The organism is Pararhizobium sp. IMCC21322 (genome assembly GCF_030758295.1).
Taxonomy (GTDB): Bacteria; Pseudomonadota; Alphaproteobacteria; order Rhizobiales.
This window is the reverse complement of record NZ_CP132335.1, coordinates 379173-393285: the sequence shown is the minus strand read 5'-3', so window position 1 is coordinate 393285 and position 14113 is coordinate 379173. Positions and strand designations below refer to the sequence as shown.

Sequence of the window (14113 nt, the reverse complement as noted above, 5' to 3'; positions counted from 1 at the left end):
CTGCCAAGCCTCATGGAAAGTGAAACTTCGGCAAGCCGGTTCAGCATGTTTGTTTTCTGCGCTTTGCATTCGGCGCAGGCTTGTCTATCAAGAGCGATGATTCGAAGCCATTTTAGAGAAGAGCCTCATGAGACCATCCAATCGCGAACCCGATGCCCTGCGTGCCGTTTCGCTGGAACGCAACGTTTCAAAACATGCTGAAGGCTCGTGCCTGGTAAAGTTTGGTGACACGCATGTGTTGTGCACTGCCAGTCTGGCTGAAAATGTTCCACCCTGGCTGCGTGGCGGCGGTAAGGGCTGGGTGACAGCTGAATACGGTATGCTGCCCCGCTCCACCGGTGGGCGTATGCGCCGGGAAGCGGCCAGCGGCAAGCAATCCGGCCGGACACAGGAAATTCAACGCCTGATTGGACGCTCCCTGCGCGCCGTTGTTGATATGCAGGCCCTTGGTGAGCGACAGATTACCCTCGACTGTGATGTGATACAGGCTGATGGCGGAACACGGACAGCGGCGATTACTGGTGCCTGGGTGGCACTCAGCGACTGTATTGCCTGGATGCGCCAGCGAAATCTGGTGACAGGCACTGTGTTGAAAGACAATGTGGCCGCCATTTCCTGCGGAATTTACAAGGGCACACCTGTGCTGGATCTGGATTATGACGAGGATTCCACTGCGGAAACCGATGCCAATTTTGTCATGACCGGCGCTGGCGGCATTGTTGAAATTCAGGGTACTGCCGAGCAGGAACCGTTTTCCGAAGACGAGTTGAAACAATTGATGGATCTGGCGAAAGACGGTATTAAGCAGCTTGTCTCGTTGCAGAACATGGCGATCATGTAAATGAGCAACCTGGTTCGCAGACTGACTGGCGGTAAACTTGTGCTGGCGAGCCACAATGCAGGAAAATTGCGCGAAATTCGCGATCTTGTCGTGCCTCACGGTATCGAAGTCGTGTCTGCAGCCGAGCTGGATTTGCCGGAACCGGAAGAAACCGGCACCACATTTGCCGCCAATGCAAAACTGAAGGCGCTGGCATCCGCCACGGCCACCGGGTTTCCCGCACTCTCTGATGATTCCGGCCTGTCGGTTGATTGCCTGGACGGGGATCCGGGCATTTATTCAGCCAGATGGGCAGGTCCGGATAAGGATTTTTCCATGGCCATGCGCAATGTGCAGGAAGCCATGCTGGCCAAGGGCGCAACCGAGGCTGCAAAGCGGGGCGGGCAATTCGTCAGTGCCCTGTGTCTTGCCTATCCTGATGGTGAGGCCTTCGTTTTTGAGGGTATCATACGAGGCGAGATCGTGTGGCCACCGCGTGGCACGCAGGGTTTTGGATATGACCCCATCTTCCTTCCCGAGAATCATGATAAGACATTTGGAGAGATGACGCCGCAGGAGAAACACGGACCGCGCCCCGATGGGGAACCGGGCCTGTCACACCGGGCGCGGGCATTTGCCCTGTTTGAGAAATATGCGCTGTAGGATCCGGGCTTCGGTCGTTTGAAACTCATGGAACAAAACACAGACAATCAGAAGCCGGCAGCAAGCAGCCAGCCGCATGGTGCACTGGATGGCCCCGATCATCCAACGCGGGATGCCGGGTTCGGCATCTATGTGCATTGGCCGTTCTGCGCGGCCAAATGTCCGTATTGTGATTTCAACTCCCATGTGCGGCACAAGCCGGTTGATCAGGCCCGCTTTCTGGCGGCCTTCAAGACAGAGATTGCGCATTTCGCCGCCCGAACGCCTGACCGCCGTGTCACCAGCATCTTTTTTGGTGGCGGCACGCCGTCGCTGATGGACCCGGAAACCATAGCCGGTATTCTGGATGCAATTCACTGGCACTGGCCGGTCGATCCGGGTGCCGAGATTACCATGGAAGCCAATCCGCAATCGGTTGAGGCTGGCCGGTTCAAAGCCTATCGCAAGGCGGGGGTCAATCGGTTGTCACTCGGTGTTCAGGCGCTGAATGATGCTGATCTGAAGTTTTTGGGTCGCTTGCACAATGTCGAAGAGGCGACCAACGCCATTGCGATTGCGCGGGACACATTCCCACGCCTGTCATTCGATCTGATTTATGCGCGGCCCAACCAAAGCGTTGCTGCGTGGCGTGACGAGCTGAACCGCGCCCTGGAATATGCTGCTGATCATCTGTCGCTCTATCAATTGACGATTGAGCCGGAAACGCCATTCTGGGCGCTTCAGGATGCCGGCAAGCTGGTGGTCCCAAATCAGGATGAAGCAGCGGAGCTATACCGCGCGACACAGACAATCTGTGAAGAAGCAGGTTTACCAGCTTATGAAACCTCAAATCACGCAGCCCCCGGCGCTCAAAGCCGCCATAATCTGATCTATTGGCGCTATGGCGAATATGTCGGCGTGGGTCCGGGCGCGCATGGCCGGCTGGTGGGTGCCAATGGCACATCGCGCTTCGCAACCGCGACAGAACGCAATCCGGAGCGGTGGCTGTCGCTGGTGGAGTCCCATGGTCATGGCACCATCACAGATGATGAGCTATTGGCTGAGGAACAGGGTGATGAGTTTCTGGTGATGGGCCTGCGGCTGCATGAAGGCATTGATATGGCCCGCTATCAGGCCCTGTCCGGTCGCCGCATTGACCCACGCCGGGTAGAAGACCTGCTCACCCACAAAATGATCGAACGCCTCGCGCCGCGTACCTCTGGCTCCAACAGCGAAGACCGGGTGCGCGCCACACGCGATGGCGCCATGGTGCTGGATGCGGTTGTGGCTGATCTCGCGATCTAGAGGCCGGTTATTGTTGACCGGGCACTGTTGACATGTTCTGGCATGTTTCATGAACCATGGGGTCAAATCCAACAGCCCGATCTGCCTCCCCAGTTACGTGCGCCGCAGGCCCGTTACCGCGTCAAAGACATGCACCTTTACCGGGTCAAAACCCAGATGGATGGTGCTTCCCGGTTTTGCATCATATTCAGCGTCTTCAATGAGCCTGATTTCCTCATCGCCAAAAGCGCAGGTGAGATGGGTCTCATTGCCCATGGGCTCACTGACTTGCAGAACCACTGACAATGCGCTTTCCGCTTCGGTGCGCAGATGTTCCGGGCGGATGCCAAGGACAATTGTCTGCCCCGCCCCGGCCGGCACTGCATCAGGCAGTCGGATTTCTCCGGCGGGGAACCGCAGATGCCTGTTTCCGCCTTCGATTATCACCTCTCCTTCCAAAAGATTCATCTGAGGCGCGCCGATGAAACCGGCCACAAACAGATTGTCAGGTTTGTTATACAGTTCAAGCGGCGTTCCGATCTGTTCGATCTTGCCGTGATTCATCACAACAATCCTGTCGGCCATGGTCATGGCCTCGGTCTGGTCGTGGGTCACATAGATGGATGTGGTTTTAAGCCGTTGATGCAGCAGTTTTACTTCCTTGCGCATGGATGTGCGCAGCTTGGCATCGAGATTGGACAAGGGCTCGTCAAACAGAAAGACTTCCGGGTTGCGGACAATGGCGCGGCCCATGGCCACACGCTGGCGCTGACCACCGGACAAGGCCTTGGGCCGGCGATTGAGATAATCATCCAGGCCTAAAATGGCACTTGCCTCCGCAACAGCTTTGGCAATCTCTTCCTTCGGCCGTTTTTCCAGTTCCAGCGCAAAGGACATATTTTCGCGCACCGTCATATGCGGATAAAGCGCATAGGACTGAAACACCATGGCGATGTTTCTGTCTTTTGGCAGACGGTCATTCACAATCTGGCCACCAATTGCAATTTCGCCGGTGGTGGGATCTTCCAAGCCTGCAATCATGCGCAGCATTGTGGATTTGCCGCAGCCAGACGGTCCGACCAGAGCCACAAACTCACCGTCGGCAATGGTGATTGAGACGCCATGGATCACATCGACCTTGCCAAAGGATTTTGTGATTTCTGTTAATGTGACGTCTGCCATGCGAGTTCCGATCAAGCTTTGAAATTGGATTCCAGGAAGTAGGTGTTTGTAATTTCGATTGACTATTATTTCAATATTAGTATTTATAATTCCAAATGTGAAATATTGGAACCCCAATCGTGAATCCAAGCGAGCGCCTGTTGCAAGTGATGGAATATCTGATGGCAGCCGGTCCTGAACCGGTCAAACAGATAGAAATCGCCCGTGATCTTGGTATTTCACCAGCCACGGTGAACCGGATTGTTCGGACTTTATCGGAACGCGGCTATCTGTTCCGGACCAGTGAAAAATACTGCGTGCGCAATTTCCGTTTGATCCGAAATGTTCCCATGTCGGAAAGCTATCTGTCATTCCTCAGTGATCTGATGAATGAGATCACTGCGGCTGAACGTGTGTCGGTTGAGGCTGTTGTGGTCTCCGGCTTCGATTTGCTGTGGCATTCACGCACCCAATTGCCGGATGCGAGTGTCGCAATCCGTGCGGCCACAGGATTCCGGCGCAGTCTTTATGAACTGGATGCCATGGCGCGGCTCTATCTCGGCCGGGTTGGCTGGGACGAGGTCAGTTACAAATTTTTCCCCGGTGGCTTTTTCAAAACCGGCTTGGAGATGGGCAGTCTGGCGCCCAGCGAAGCACGGCGCATCATCGAGCAAAGTGCCAAGGGTGAATTTGATCTGGACTTTGACGGGAACCACGTCGGGGTGCGGCGTTTTGCAACCATCATTGAAGATGAAGCAGGCAATTTCCTGCATCTGCTCAGCCTTGCCGAAGCGGCGGTTCCGGTTCGGAACAATGACGCCCACATCGCCCATGCACGCGACGTTTTGCAGAAGGCCCGGGCAACACTGCAAGCCCAGATAAGGGCAGAAGCCATTGCTGACGGTGGTACCAGAAAGCATGAATTAAGCCCGCCTCACATCGGGTGACTATCTGAAACACCACACACGGAGGAAGTTATGACAATACACAAGAAACTGATGCAATTATCAGCGGCATCGCTCGCCGTAATTACCAGCTTTGCCCTGACCCCGACACAGGCGGTCGCCGAGGATCTGGAAGTCCTTTTGTTCTCAATGCCGTTCACAAGGGCGCTGGCCGAACTGGAAGCAGACTTTGAAGCTGCGACCGGCCTGACCGCAAATATTGAGGTGATCGGGCAGGATGTCTTTGAAAACCGCATCACCCTGTCATTTACAGGAAAAACCGGAGATCTGGACGTGGTCCATGCGCCGGTAATTCAGCTGCAACGCTGGGTGAAAGCCGGTTGGTTGCGCCCGATCACAGCTGAAACCGCTGCAATGGCCACCAAGGATGACATTCTTGCCGGTCCGCTGGATTCCTTCGTCGTAAATGGCGAACAATGGGGACTGCCGTTTCTCGCCGGAACCGGCATGATGGCCTATCGCACAGATCTTCTGTCAGAAGCCGGTTTTGATGAACCACCAGCAACCTGGGAAGACATGCTGACCGTTGCGGCGGCTGTGAAGGAAAAGGGCACACCTGCGCTGGCCATGCGTGTTGCACCGGGACAAGGCTTTAACATGTTCGTCTATCCGCAAATCATGCGGGCCTATGGCGGCAAGTTCTTCGCTGACTATCCAACCGATCTGACACCATCCATGAACACACCGGAAGGGCTGCAGGCGCTCGAAATCTATTCAAAATTGATGAATGATTATGGCCCTGAAGGCATTGGCAATTTCAATTTTGGTGAAGTGACCGCCGCCATGCAATCCGGTCAGGTTGCTATGATCATTGACGAAAGCGGCTTGATTGCGCAAACGCTTGATCCGGAAAAAAGCCAGTTTGCGGACAAGATCAGCATAGCAGCAGTTCCAAGTGGACCCGCTGGCCGCTCGCCGGCCATTGCAGTGCATGGTCTGGGTATTCCAGCGGACGCACCGAATGCAGACGCCTCGTTCAAATTCATTGAATGGGCGACCAGTGAAGAAACACTGACAAAAATTGCGATTTCTGCAGGCTTTGCCGATTTCACACGCGCCTCCGTGGCGGACAATCCGGACGTTACGGAACGGTTCAAATCCATCCATCCTGACTTTCTGAGCCTGCGGGTTCAGATGCTCAATGATGCGATCGGCCACTACCGTCCATTGATCCCTGAGTGGCCGCAAATTGGTCAGGCTGTTGGCGAGAATATCAATGCTGCTGTGAACGGCATCATGAGCAATCAGGAAGCTCTGGAAGCCGCTGATGAAGAGATTGCAAACATCCTCGCGGAGTAAGCGACCTTCCGCAGCATATGTCTCCCCGGGGTGTCTCCTCCCCCGGGGAGAACTTTTCAAACGTCTGATCCGGGGCTAGATAATCAGGGTCCTGACACAACATTCAGACACCGCTTCAGGCAGACACTTCTCCAGGACCCATTGAAGACATCAGCCATGCAAGATTATGTCGGCGTTCAGCCGGTCTTTCAGAGAAACTATAATCGCATGCTGTTACCAGCTGTGATTGCGGTCAGCGTATTCGCTGTGCTGCCTCTGGCAGGCATGGTGGCGCTGTCGCTGACGGATTTTCATCTGATCAATGGCTGGGACAGGGAATTCGGTCTGAAGAATTTCATTCGCCTGTGGAATGACAGACGCTTCATGGGTTCGCTGAATGTCATGATGCTGCTCAGCGTTTTCGGCGTGATATTTCAGGTGCTTCTGGGCCTGCTGATTGCCGTCGGCCTTGAGAAAATTGTTCCTAAATGGCGCTTCATGCGCGGTATTTTCGTGGTGCCCTTTGTGGTTCCTGCGGTGGCAGTGGCGTTGATCTGGTTGAGCCTCTTCACGCCGACGCTCAGCCCCATTAATGCGTTCTTTGATTTATTCGGCATTACGGTACCTGCAATTCTGACCACCCGATATGGGGCAGTTGCAGCCATTGTCATTGCCGATACCTGGGCCAGCTACCCGTTTGTCATGCTGCTGATCCTTGCCGCTCTTCAGGGTATTTCCGGGGATCTGGATGAAGCCGCCTCGATTGACGGCGCCACCAAAATGCAGATTTTCTTCCGCATCACCTTGCCGCTGCTGAAACCGGCGCTGCTGATGGTGGCCCTGTTCCGCTTTATTGAAACACTGAAGCATTTTCCGCTGATCTTCATCATGACAAATGGTGGCCCCGGTCGCACCACACAGGCGACGAATTACTACGCCTACATCCAGACCTTCCAGTCATCAAACGTGTCCTATGGCGCTGCTATTGCCGTGTTTCTGTTTCTGTTTGCTGCCGTGATCAGCTTCTATGTCGCGCGCGCCAATATGAGGATTTCCGATGCCTAAGGCGCGCACCGGTCCAAAACAGATTATCGGCGTTACGATGATGCTGGCGTTTGTCGGCTTCACGCTTCTGCCAATCATCTGGGCGCTGATCCTGTCATTTCGCCCGACCACACATCTGTTTGAGCCAATCTGGGAATCGCCGACTTTTCTGACGCTCGATAACTTCAACACGCTGGCGCGGTCTGATTTTCCAATCGCGCTGTTCAACAGTCTGGTGACCGCCGGATCATCCACTGTACTGGCCATGATCATTGGCGTGCCAGCAGGTTTTGCACTGGCAAAGGGCCGGTCTCATCGCAAATTCATTGCCTCCTGGGCGCTTTTGCTGCTGCGCATGGCACCGCCGGTCGGCTTTGTCATTCCGCTGTTTCTGATCTATCTCAACATTGGTCTGCTTGATACCTGGGCCGGTTTGATCGCTGCCTATATGGTGCTGACCCTGCCTCTGGTGGTGTGGTCGTCCTGGACATCACTTGCGCAGATTCCCGATGAGCTGATCGAAGCCTCACTGCTGGATGGCGCGACCCTGTTTCAAACCCTTATCAAAGTGGTCTTGCCTGCGGCACGGCCCGGTATTGTTGCCACGGCCGTGCTGGCCTTTCTGATCGCCTGGAATGATTTCTTCTTTGCTTTGATCATCACACGGTCCTCCACCGTAACGGCCCCGGTCTCGGTGATGAATTTTGTGTCCTATGCCAGCGTTGACTGGGGTAGTATTGCGCTTGCCAGCGTGGTGCTGACCTTGCCAACTGTCCCCGTTATCATTTTCGCCAACAAATATATCGTTCAATCCATGGGCGGAGCTGTGAAAGGGTAATTATGTCGCAGAAACCCAATATTGTTTTCATCCTGACCGATCAGCAGCGTCTGGATACGATTGCGGCCCATGGCTATGACCATATGATCACGCCCAATATTGACGCCCTCGTGCAACAGGGCGCCACTTTTGAAAACATGTATGTCACGTCGCCTTCCTGTGCTCCCTCCCGAGCCTCTTTATTCAGCGGCACCTACCCACATACAAATGGCGTCTTCCGCAATGATGAGCCCTGGAACTATTGTTGGGTGAAGGATCTGGCGGAAGCGGGCTATCGATGTGTGAATGTGGGCAAGATGCACACCATGCCCATTGAAGGCGCTTTCGGGTTTCATGAACGTCATGTGGTGGAAAACAAGGACCGTGATCACCCCAACCTGCCATTTTACCTGGATAATTGGGACAAGGCCTTGCACGCGCGGGGTGCGGCCAAACCCTCCCGCGTGAGTTATGCCAAGCGCGCTGATTACGATACTAGTCTGGGTGCCTTCGTCTGGGAACAGGCGGAAGATCTGCACCCGGATGTGTTTGTTGGCGAGACCGCGTGCTGGTGGCTGGAGCGCTATCCGGGCGACGAGCCGTTTTTCCTGCAGGTCGGATTGCCCGGCCCGCACCCGCCTTATGATCCAACACTGGAATATCTGGACCCATATCTGGACCGCGATCTGCCGGAAGCCATTCTGGATTATGATCTCGACAGCCAGCCAGCGCCCTTGCGCGCCTTGCGCCAGAACCACCTGACCGAGGGCCATGATGCGGTGGTGCATTTGAAAGACCCGACGCCGGAGCAACTGCATCGCCAGCGGGCGCATTACTATGCCAATGTCACCATGATCGACACGCAGGTCGGCAACATCATCAAAGCGCTGGATGCGCGTGGTGTGCTGGACAATACGGTGATTATTTTCACCTCGGACCACGGCGATTGCCTGAATGATCATGGCCATTCGCAAAAATGGAACATGTTTGAACAAAGCGTCCATGTGCCAGCTGTGATCTGCTGGCCGGGTCAAATCAGCCCGGGTAAAACCATTCCGGAGCTGGTGTCTTTAATGGATTTCGGACCCACCATTTTACAAATGGCCGGTGCGCCGGTCCCGGAATGGATGGAAGCACGGTCTTTATCGGATTTGCTGTTCGAAACTGCGAGCGATCCGCGTGACAGGGTCTTTGCTGAACATTCTGACGATGCCATTCTCACAGAAACGCGGTTCATGACCATGATCCGCGAGGATCGCTGGAAACTGGTGCATTTTGTGGATTGTGAAGAGGGGCAACTTTTCGATCTGGAGGCGGACCCGAAAGAACGGATCAATTTATGGAATGATCCGGACCACACGGAGATATGCCAAAGACTAATCGGTGAAATCCTGACATGGCGCATTGAAAGCGCACGCACGACTCAGGGTTTTGTGCAAATGCTGGCCGACGCCTAGGGTCTGGCATCTTAATTTGGTCGGTCAGAACGGCCCATATTCGCGATGCGCAGCACCAGGTCACGCTGTGATCGGCAGTCAAGTTTGTGTTTGACGCGGGCATAGTGGGAATAGGCAGTATTGACGGAAATGCCGTTGCGCGCCGCGTAGGCGGTGACACGTTCACCAGTACCAACTGCAATCGCTAAACGACGCTCTGCAGGTGTCAGCCCAAACCGGGCCAAAGTGATATCCAGATCCTCTCCGGACTGCCCAGCTTGCTGCAAACTCCAAAATTGAGAAAAGGCGCGCTGCAAGAGCGGGCGGAGTGCCTGGAGCAACGCTATATCGTGATCTTGCACATGGCCTTGATCGGCGCGTCTCTGCAATGCCAGCGCAGCACTGACATTGGACGCTGGATCAATGTGACATGACATGAAATAGCGCAAACCATGGCCGGCCAAAAATTCGGCGTAGAAGGGATTTTTGTCCATTTCCTCTTCATTGATAAACATCGAATCATGGGCGACCGTCAGTGGATTTTGCCAATAGGTTAGTGCTTGTCGTGGCGATACATGCTGATAATGCGAAACATAGTCCGCCATGCAATCCTTGTTCACCCTTGCATCCTTCACCAGAAGCGGCCTGCCGGTGTTGCGGTCTGTGCATTCCAGAACGACTGAATCAGCTGAGAAAAAATCGGCAAACTCGGACAGTACGGATTCCCAATCGGCTTCACCGCTGGACGCCGCAAAAAATCGATCTGCCAGTAAAACCATATCATCAAGGTCGCTCATCGATCACCTCTCTGGAGTTCACATTGGCAGAGACTAGCAGATGATACCGCCTTATCACCAGTTCTGATGACGACTTTGGAATGAACGAACGCAAACATGCGATTTACAAATCAATGTGTTCGCGAAATGTTCGAAAGCCGGTCGGGCATGATCGCCATCCACATTGGCAGACCCAAACAGACCGGCATCAGGACCCGCTCTATGAAATCCGGACCAATTGTATCTCTGTTTGCGGCATCACTCCTTGCCTCTGTCACTGCACTTCCCGCAGCTGCTGCGGGTCCCGGTAACATCATGTTCATTCTGGACGCCTCCAACTCCATGTGGGGGCAGATAGACGGGCGGCCGAAAATCGAAATTGCGAAGTCTGTCCTGGCAAATCTGGTGCGTGATCTGCCAGAGGGAACATCAAGTGGGCTGATTGCCTATGGTCATCGTTTTGATTTCAAGCACAAGAACTGTGATGACATGGAGCTGATCAGCGGCTGGGACCCTAATATGGGTACCAACATTGATCAATTGCTGAACTATGTCACACCAAAAGGTCAGACCCCGATTGCCCAAACCCTGACCGAGAGCATTGCCTGGGTTCAGAGGGACAATCCGGAAAACCCAACTGTGGTTCTGATCACCGATGGTGTGGAAACCTGTGATGGCGATCCCTGCAGCGCCGCCAAGGCGCTAGCAGACGCAGGCATTGGGGCGCGTGTTCATGTGGTCGGATTTGACCTGTCACCGGAAGAGAGGGCTAAGGTGGAATGCATTTCGGCCAACGGCAATGGCAAATATTTTGACGCTCAAAACGCCGATGAACTGCAGGTGGTAATGGCGGACGTGAAAAAGGAAGTCGCCATTCCTGAACCAATTGTTATTGTCCAGACAGAGCCTGAACCGGAACCAGTTGCGGAATTATTTTTTGAAGATGAATTTGATGGCGATGATCTGGCAGAGGGATGGGAAGTCGAAAACCCAAACCCGGATCGTTACATCGCTGAACAGGGTGAGCTGTTGGTGATTGCCGGCTCGCCGGCCAGCACTCCCTCGCAGGAGGAGATGGAAAACGTCATCACCCATCCAGACGCGTTGCCCGAGGGAAACTGGGAGATCGAGGTTAGCTTCAAACTGGAAGCCCAGCATGGCTGGGAGGCCTTCTACTTTGGCGCAAGGAACGATCACGATGGATGGATGGCTGCTGGCGTAAGGCCGCTATTAGCAATGGGCGAGGCGACTTTCAAAACATTCATCGCCAAGAATGAAAGCGGAAAACAATCCGGTTTTGAGGCTTCGTTTGACGCGTTTGGCGACTCTGGTTCCAACGACTCGACAAATAGATGGCGGAACGCCGGCCTTGGTGACAAATACAGCAAACAAGACTTTGTCCTGATACTCCGCAAAACCGGCCGTTCGTACGATATGTCTGGCACCTATGCCAAAGAAGGTGACGAGGATTATAAATCCTTTCAAAGTGAATCTCTTAAAATGCTACGTGGCAAGAAGAAGCTTTTCCTTGCTTTCGGCCTCATTCGTAACGAGAGCGACAACCAGGGTGAAGGCAACATTATCGTCAATTATGTGCGTGTGCGGACCCTGTCAAAGTAAGTGCGTTCGAAAGGCGAAACGATGTTTCGGTCCGGTCAGCTGATATCAGGAAATGCGATAGGCCGGCATTCTGGCAATGTTGCATTGATCATTATTGCCATTTTGACGATTCTGCTGGCTGCACTTACATTGGCACAAACGTCTTTTGCCGACGAGGTCAATGGCCTGCCATCCGAAGCAGACGAAGCGGCCCTGTCGGCACCTGATCCTCATGTGGTTGGTCTGGCGAAAGGCCTGATGAAGCAACTTGAGAAGACACATTTCAAGGACCCGGAAACCGCTCGCCTGGTATTCGAAATCCTGAAAAAATCCAGATTGCCGAGCTGGAAAGCCGGGCCGATCGTGCCAAAAGACTTTGACAGCGAATCCGCCAAACGCCTTGCCAGCCATTCGATATTTGTCGAGCAACTTGGCGATGCCTACGGGCTTTTGACATTCAACGATGACCGCCACCGTGAGGCGGTCGAAGCTCTTTTGGCGGCAACGGACCAGAAGCAGAGAGAGGCCCGCCTGCGGGACGTTCTGAAGCTATCCGGCGTCGACAATCCCAGTTCTGAAGAAAGGCAGAAAGCGCTTGCGAAATTCACCAAATTCATGGCTCAAACTTATTTTGATCAGCAAACTCGGGCCGGGATGGAGACCATCGATGATGGCGACCGGGTGCTGTTTGAATGGGATCCTGATCGCGGAGATTTTGTCACCCGTATCCAGCCATCCGACGGTTCTGATGAAATCGTGCTCCATGGCGGCGTCAGCGTCGAATTCGATGGCGGCGCCCCAAAGCTCGTATTCAAGCTTGATGGCGATCCGGTCACCATTATGGACAAGGAACAGCGCGAGGCCGTCAACCGAGCTCTGTTCGGGGAATGGATCAACCCAAGGGACGGGTCGAGATGGCTGATTGAGGCCGCCGATGGTACGCAGACACCGGAGGCAGAGGAAGATATTGTTGCCGCCGAAATCAAACGCATGAAATCGGAATTGCAAAAGCTCAAAGGCGAAACAATACACATCTGGATCAATGAAGAGACAGGCAAGAACACAATCCAGTATAAATACAAGCGGCTGAAGTCGCCCTTTGTCTATATGAAAGACCTGTCGCGAAATTTCTACAAAGACAAGATCGAGCTGCTGGAACGGGAAATCCACGATCGCGAAACAAGCAGTGAAGCCCTGCCTGTCGACCGGTTCGATCCGCTGAAGGCCAGCGGGAAAGGAAAGCAGGTACGCGCGGCAAGCCTCAAGATCTCCAGGCTGGACGGGTATCAATATGCCTATGAAACGGTTTCTTATGATGGCAAGCGGCTCACTGGCAAGCGAACTCTGCGCGACATGCACGATGTGGATGTTGACTCATATCCCGCAGGCGTCGCGCAGCAACTGATCGCACAATGGTCCCCGCCGGAATGGGTAGAACTTAAGCCGGACTTCAGGCCACGAACCAGAGATGTGGTGCTGGCCGGGGAAGTATGGCGCCTGCACTACAGCGCCGACGGTGACCTTTTCGGTGGCGGAAATTACACTGTTTCCAGCATTCAGGACCCTTACATAGATGAGGTTTTATCTCTCACCAAGGCAGCAACGGCGGTGCGCCTGCAATTCGTCAACATGGACAACCAGCCTTTCAGCGGGGAGTTGCCTTTCGGCAAGCCGATCCGGATCGAGGCGGAATTTGACGACGTGCCGGAACAGGCCAAACGATCCGTGCAATTGTCATGGAAAGCTGCCGGGCCCGGCGGCACCTTACTTGATGTGTTCCGCTCAGCCGACAGACCAAAAATCTATCACAGTGAGCCGTTTATTCTTGAGGCTTCGAAAGAAAAGGCTGCTGTCCCTGCGGATGAGGCAGACAAATGAGGGCAGTGATAAACTCCATTCGTATTATGCTGTGCGTTTGCATAGGAATGCTGATGCTTCCTGCAATGGCACAGGATGGGATACGGCGAATTACCGTTCCGGAAAACACCGAAATTACCGGTGTGCTGGATCAAGCAAAAGTCAGCGCAAAGGTTGGCACATCACGTCAGGTTCAAAGCCTCAAATTTCTGGTTGAAACGGGAGGGAAGTTTCGGGAACCCGATCCAGAACTGGAATTTGGGACACCTTTCCATGTGGAGCTTGTATTCACAAATGCAGAAGATCCGGACGCACTGGATGTCATGGTGACGCTGGGTGATGGTCGCGCACTGGCTGTTCGCGTTTTGCGTCAGTCGAAGGAACCAGAGCGCTATCTATCTGAAGCCATAACGCTGGAAAGGCTGGAGGATTAG

Annotated in this window: 13 protein-coding genes; 11 read left to right on the top strand and 2 right to left on the bottom strand. The window is 54.0% G+C overall.

Going from position 1 to position 14113, the window contains the following annotated elements; genetic code table 11:
- Positions 1-127 precede the first annotated feature (127 nt).
- The 3 genes from rph to hemW are packed head-to-tail and all read left to right on the top strand — an operon-like array spanning position 128 to position 2767.
- Positions 128-841 (top strand): ribonuclease PH, encoded by a 714-nt coding sequence (rph, locus tag RAL91_RS01985; protein ID WP_306259303.1) that lies wholly within the window; start codon positions 128-130, stop codon positions 839-841.
- Complete coding sequence (rdgB, locus tag RAL91_RS01980; protein ID WP_306259302.1) at positions 842-1483, top strand: RdgB/HAM1 family non-canonical purine NTP pyrophosphatase; 642 nt, start codon at positions 842-844, stop codon at positions 1481-1483.
- Between the two features lie 27 nt (positions 1484-1510).
- On the top strand, positions 1511-2767 hold the full coding sequence (hemW, locus tag RAL91_RS01975) for a radical SAM family heme chaperone HemW (protein ID WP_306259301.1): 1257 nt from the start codon (positions 1511-1513) through the stop codon (positions 2765-2767).
- Positions 2768-2860: 93 nt separating this feature from the next.
- Here hemW and RAL91_RS01970 read toward each other — a convergent pair whose 3' ends face one another.
- Positions 2861-3928 carry an ABC transporter ATP-binding protein gene (locus tag RAL91_RS01970; RefSeq protein ID WP_306259300.1) on the bottom strand — a complete coding sequence of 356 codons (1068 nt, stop codon included), beginning with the start codon at positions 3926-3928 and terminating at the stop codon, positions 2861-2863.
- A gap of 119 nt (positions 3929-4047) precedes the next feature.
- Between RAL91_RS01970 and RAL91_RS01965 the strand changes: the two genes are divergently transcribed.
- The 5 genes from RAL91_RS01965 to RAL91_RS01945 all read left to right on the top strand — a co-directional run bounded on the left by RAL91_RS01965 (position 4048) and on the right by RAL91_RS01945 (position 9468).
- Complete coding sequence (locus RAL91_RS01965; protein ID WP_306259299.1) at positions 4048-4854, top strand: helix-turn-helix domain-containing protein; 807 nt, start codon at positions 4048-4050, stop codon at positions 4852-4854.
- A gap of 30 nt (positions 4855-4884) precedes the next feature.
- Complete coding sequence (locus RAL91_RS01960) at positions 4885-6171, top strand: sugar ABC transporter substrate-binding protein (RefSeq protein ID WP_306259298.1); 1287 nt, start codon at positions 4885-4887, stop codon at positions 6169-6171.
- Between the two features lie 156 nt (positions 6172-6327).
- On the top strand, positions 6328-7215 hold the full coding sequence (locus tag RAL91_RS01955; RefSeq protein ID WP_306259297.1) for a carbohydrate ABC transporter permease: 888 nt from the start codon (positions 6328-6330) through the stop codon (positions 7213-7215).
- Complete coding sequence (locus RAL91_RS01950) at positions 7208-8032, top strand: carbohydrate ABC transporter permease (protein WP_306259296.1); 825 nt, start codon at positions 7208-7210, stop codon at positions 8030-8032. Before RAL91_RS01955 ends, RAL91_RS01950 begins: the two co-directional genes overlap by 8 nt.
- A gap of 2 nt (positions 8033-8034) precedes the next feature.
- Positions 8035-9468: a sulfatase gene (locus RAL91_RS01945; RefSeq protein ID WP_306259295.1), complete on the top strand. Its 1434-nt coding sequence runs from the start codon at positions 8035-8037 to the stop codon at positions 9466-9468.
- Between the two features lie 11 nt (positions 9469-9479).
- Here the strand turns inward: RAL91_RS01945 and RAL91_RS01940 are convergent, their stop codons facing one another.
- Complete coding sequence (locus tag RAL91_RS01940) at positions 9480-10244, bottom strand: helix-turn-helix transcriptional regulator (protein ID WP_306259294.1); 765 nt, start codon at positions 10242-10244, stop codon at positions 9480-9482.
- 96 nt (positions 10245-10340) lie between these two features.
- Between RAL91_RS01940 and RAL91_RS01935 the strand changes: the two genes are divergently transcribed.
- The 3 genes from RAL91_RS01935 to RAL91_RS01925 are packed head-to-tail and all read left to right on the top strand — an operon-like array spanning position 10341 to position 14113.
- Positions 10341-11843 carry a VWA domain-containing protein gene (locus RAL91_RS01935; RefSeq protein WP_306259293.1) on the top strand — a complete coding sequence of 501 codons (1503 nt, stop codon included), beginning with the start codon at positions 10341-10343 and terminating at the stop codon, positions 11841-11843.
- Positions 11844-11864: 21 nt separating this feature from the next.
- Positions 11865-13700, top strand: coding sequence for a hypothetical protein (locus RAL91_RS01930; protein WP_306259292.1), 1836 nt, complete (start codon positions 11865-11867; stop codon positions 13698-13700).
- A gap of 53 nt (positions 13701-13753) precedes the next feature.
- Complete coding sequence (locus RAL91_RS01925) at positions 13754-14113, top strand: hypothetical protein (protein WP_306259291.1); 360 nt, start codon at positions 13754-13756, stop codon at positions 14111-14113.

Excerpts from the sequence above, each read along its gene's own strand:
- RAL91_RS01940 (WP_306259294.1), bottom strand. The coding sequence starts at position 10,244 with ATGAGCGACCTTGATGATATGGTTTTACTGGCAGATCGATTTTTTGCG.
- RAL91_RS01955 (WP_306259297.1), top strand. The coding sequence starts at position 6,328 with ATGCAAGATTATGTCGGCGTTCAGCCGGTCTTTCAGAGAAACTATAAT.
- RAL91_RS01960 (WP_306259298.1), top strand. The coding sequence starts at position 4,885 with ATGACAATACACAAGAAACTGATGCAATTATCAGCGGCATCGCTCGCC.
- hemW (WP_306259301.1), top strand. The coding sequence starts at position 1,511 with ATGGAACAAAACACAGACAATCAGAAGCCGGCAGCAAGCAGCCAGCCG.
- RAL91_RS01935 (WP_306259293.1), top strand. The coding sequence starts at position 10,341 with ATGCGATTTACAAATCAATGTGTTCGCGAAATGTTCGAAAGCCGGTCG.
- RAL91_RS01925 (WP_306259291.1), top strand. The coding sequence starts at position 13,754 with ATGCTTCCTGCAATGGCACAGGATGGGATACGGCGAATTACCGTTCCG.
- RAL91_RS01930 (WP_306259292.1), top strand. The coding sequence starts at position 11,865 with ATGTTTCGGTCCGGTCAGCTGATATCAGGAAATGCGATAGGCCGGCAT.
- RAL91_RS01970 (WP_306259300.1), bottom strand. The coding sequence starts at position 3,928 with ATGGCAGACGTCACATTAACAGAAATCACAAAATCCTTTGGCAAGGTC.
- RAL91_RS01945 (WP_306259295.1), top strand. The coding sequence starts at position 8,035 with ATGTCGCAGAAACCCAATATTGTTTTCATCCTGACCGATCAGCAGCGT.
- rph (WP_306259303.1), top strand. The coding sequence starts at position 128 with ATGAGACCATCCAATCGCGAACCCGATGCCCTGCGTGCCGTTTCGCTG.
- RAL91_RS01950 (WP_306259296.1), top strand. The coding sequence starts at position 7,208 with ATGCCTAAGGCGCGCACCGGTCCAAAACAGATTATCGGCGTTACGATG.
- rdgB (WP_306259302.1), top strand. The coding sequence starts at position 842 with ATGAGCAACCTGGTTCGCAGACTGACTGGCGGTAAACTTGTGCTGGCG.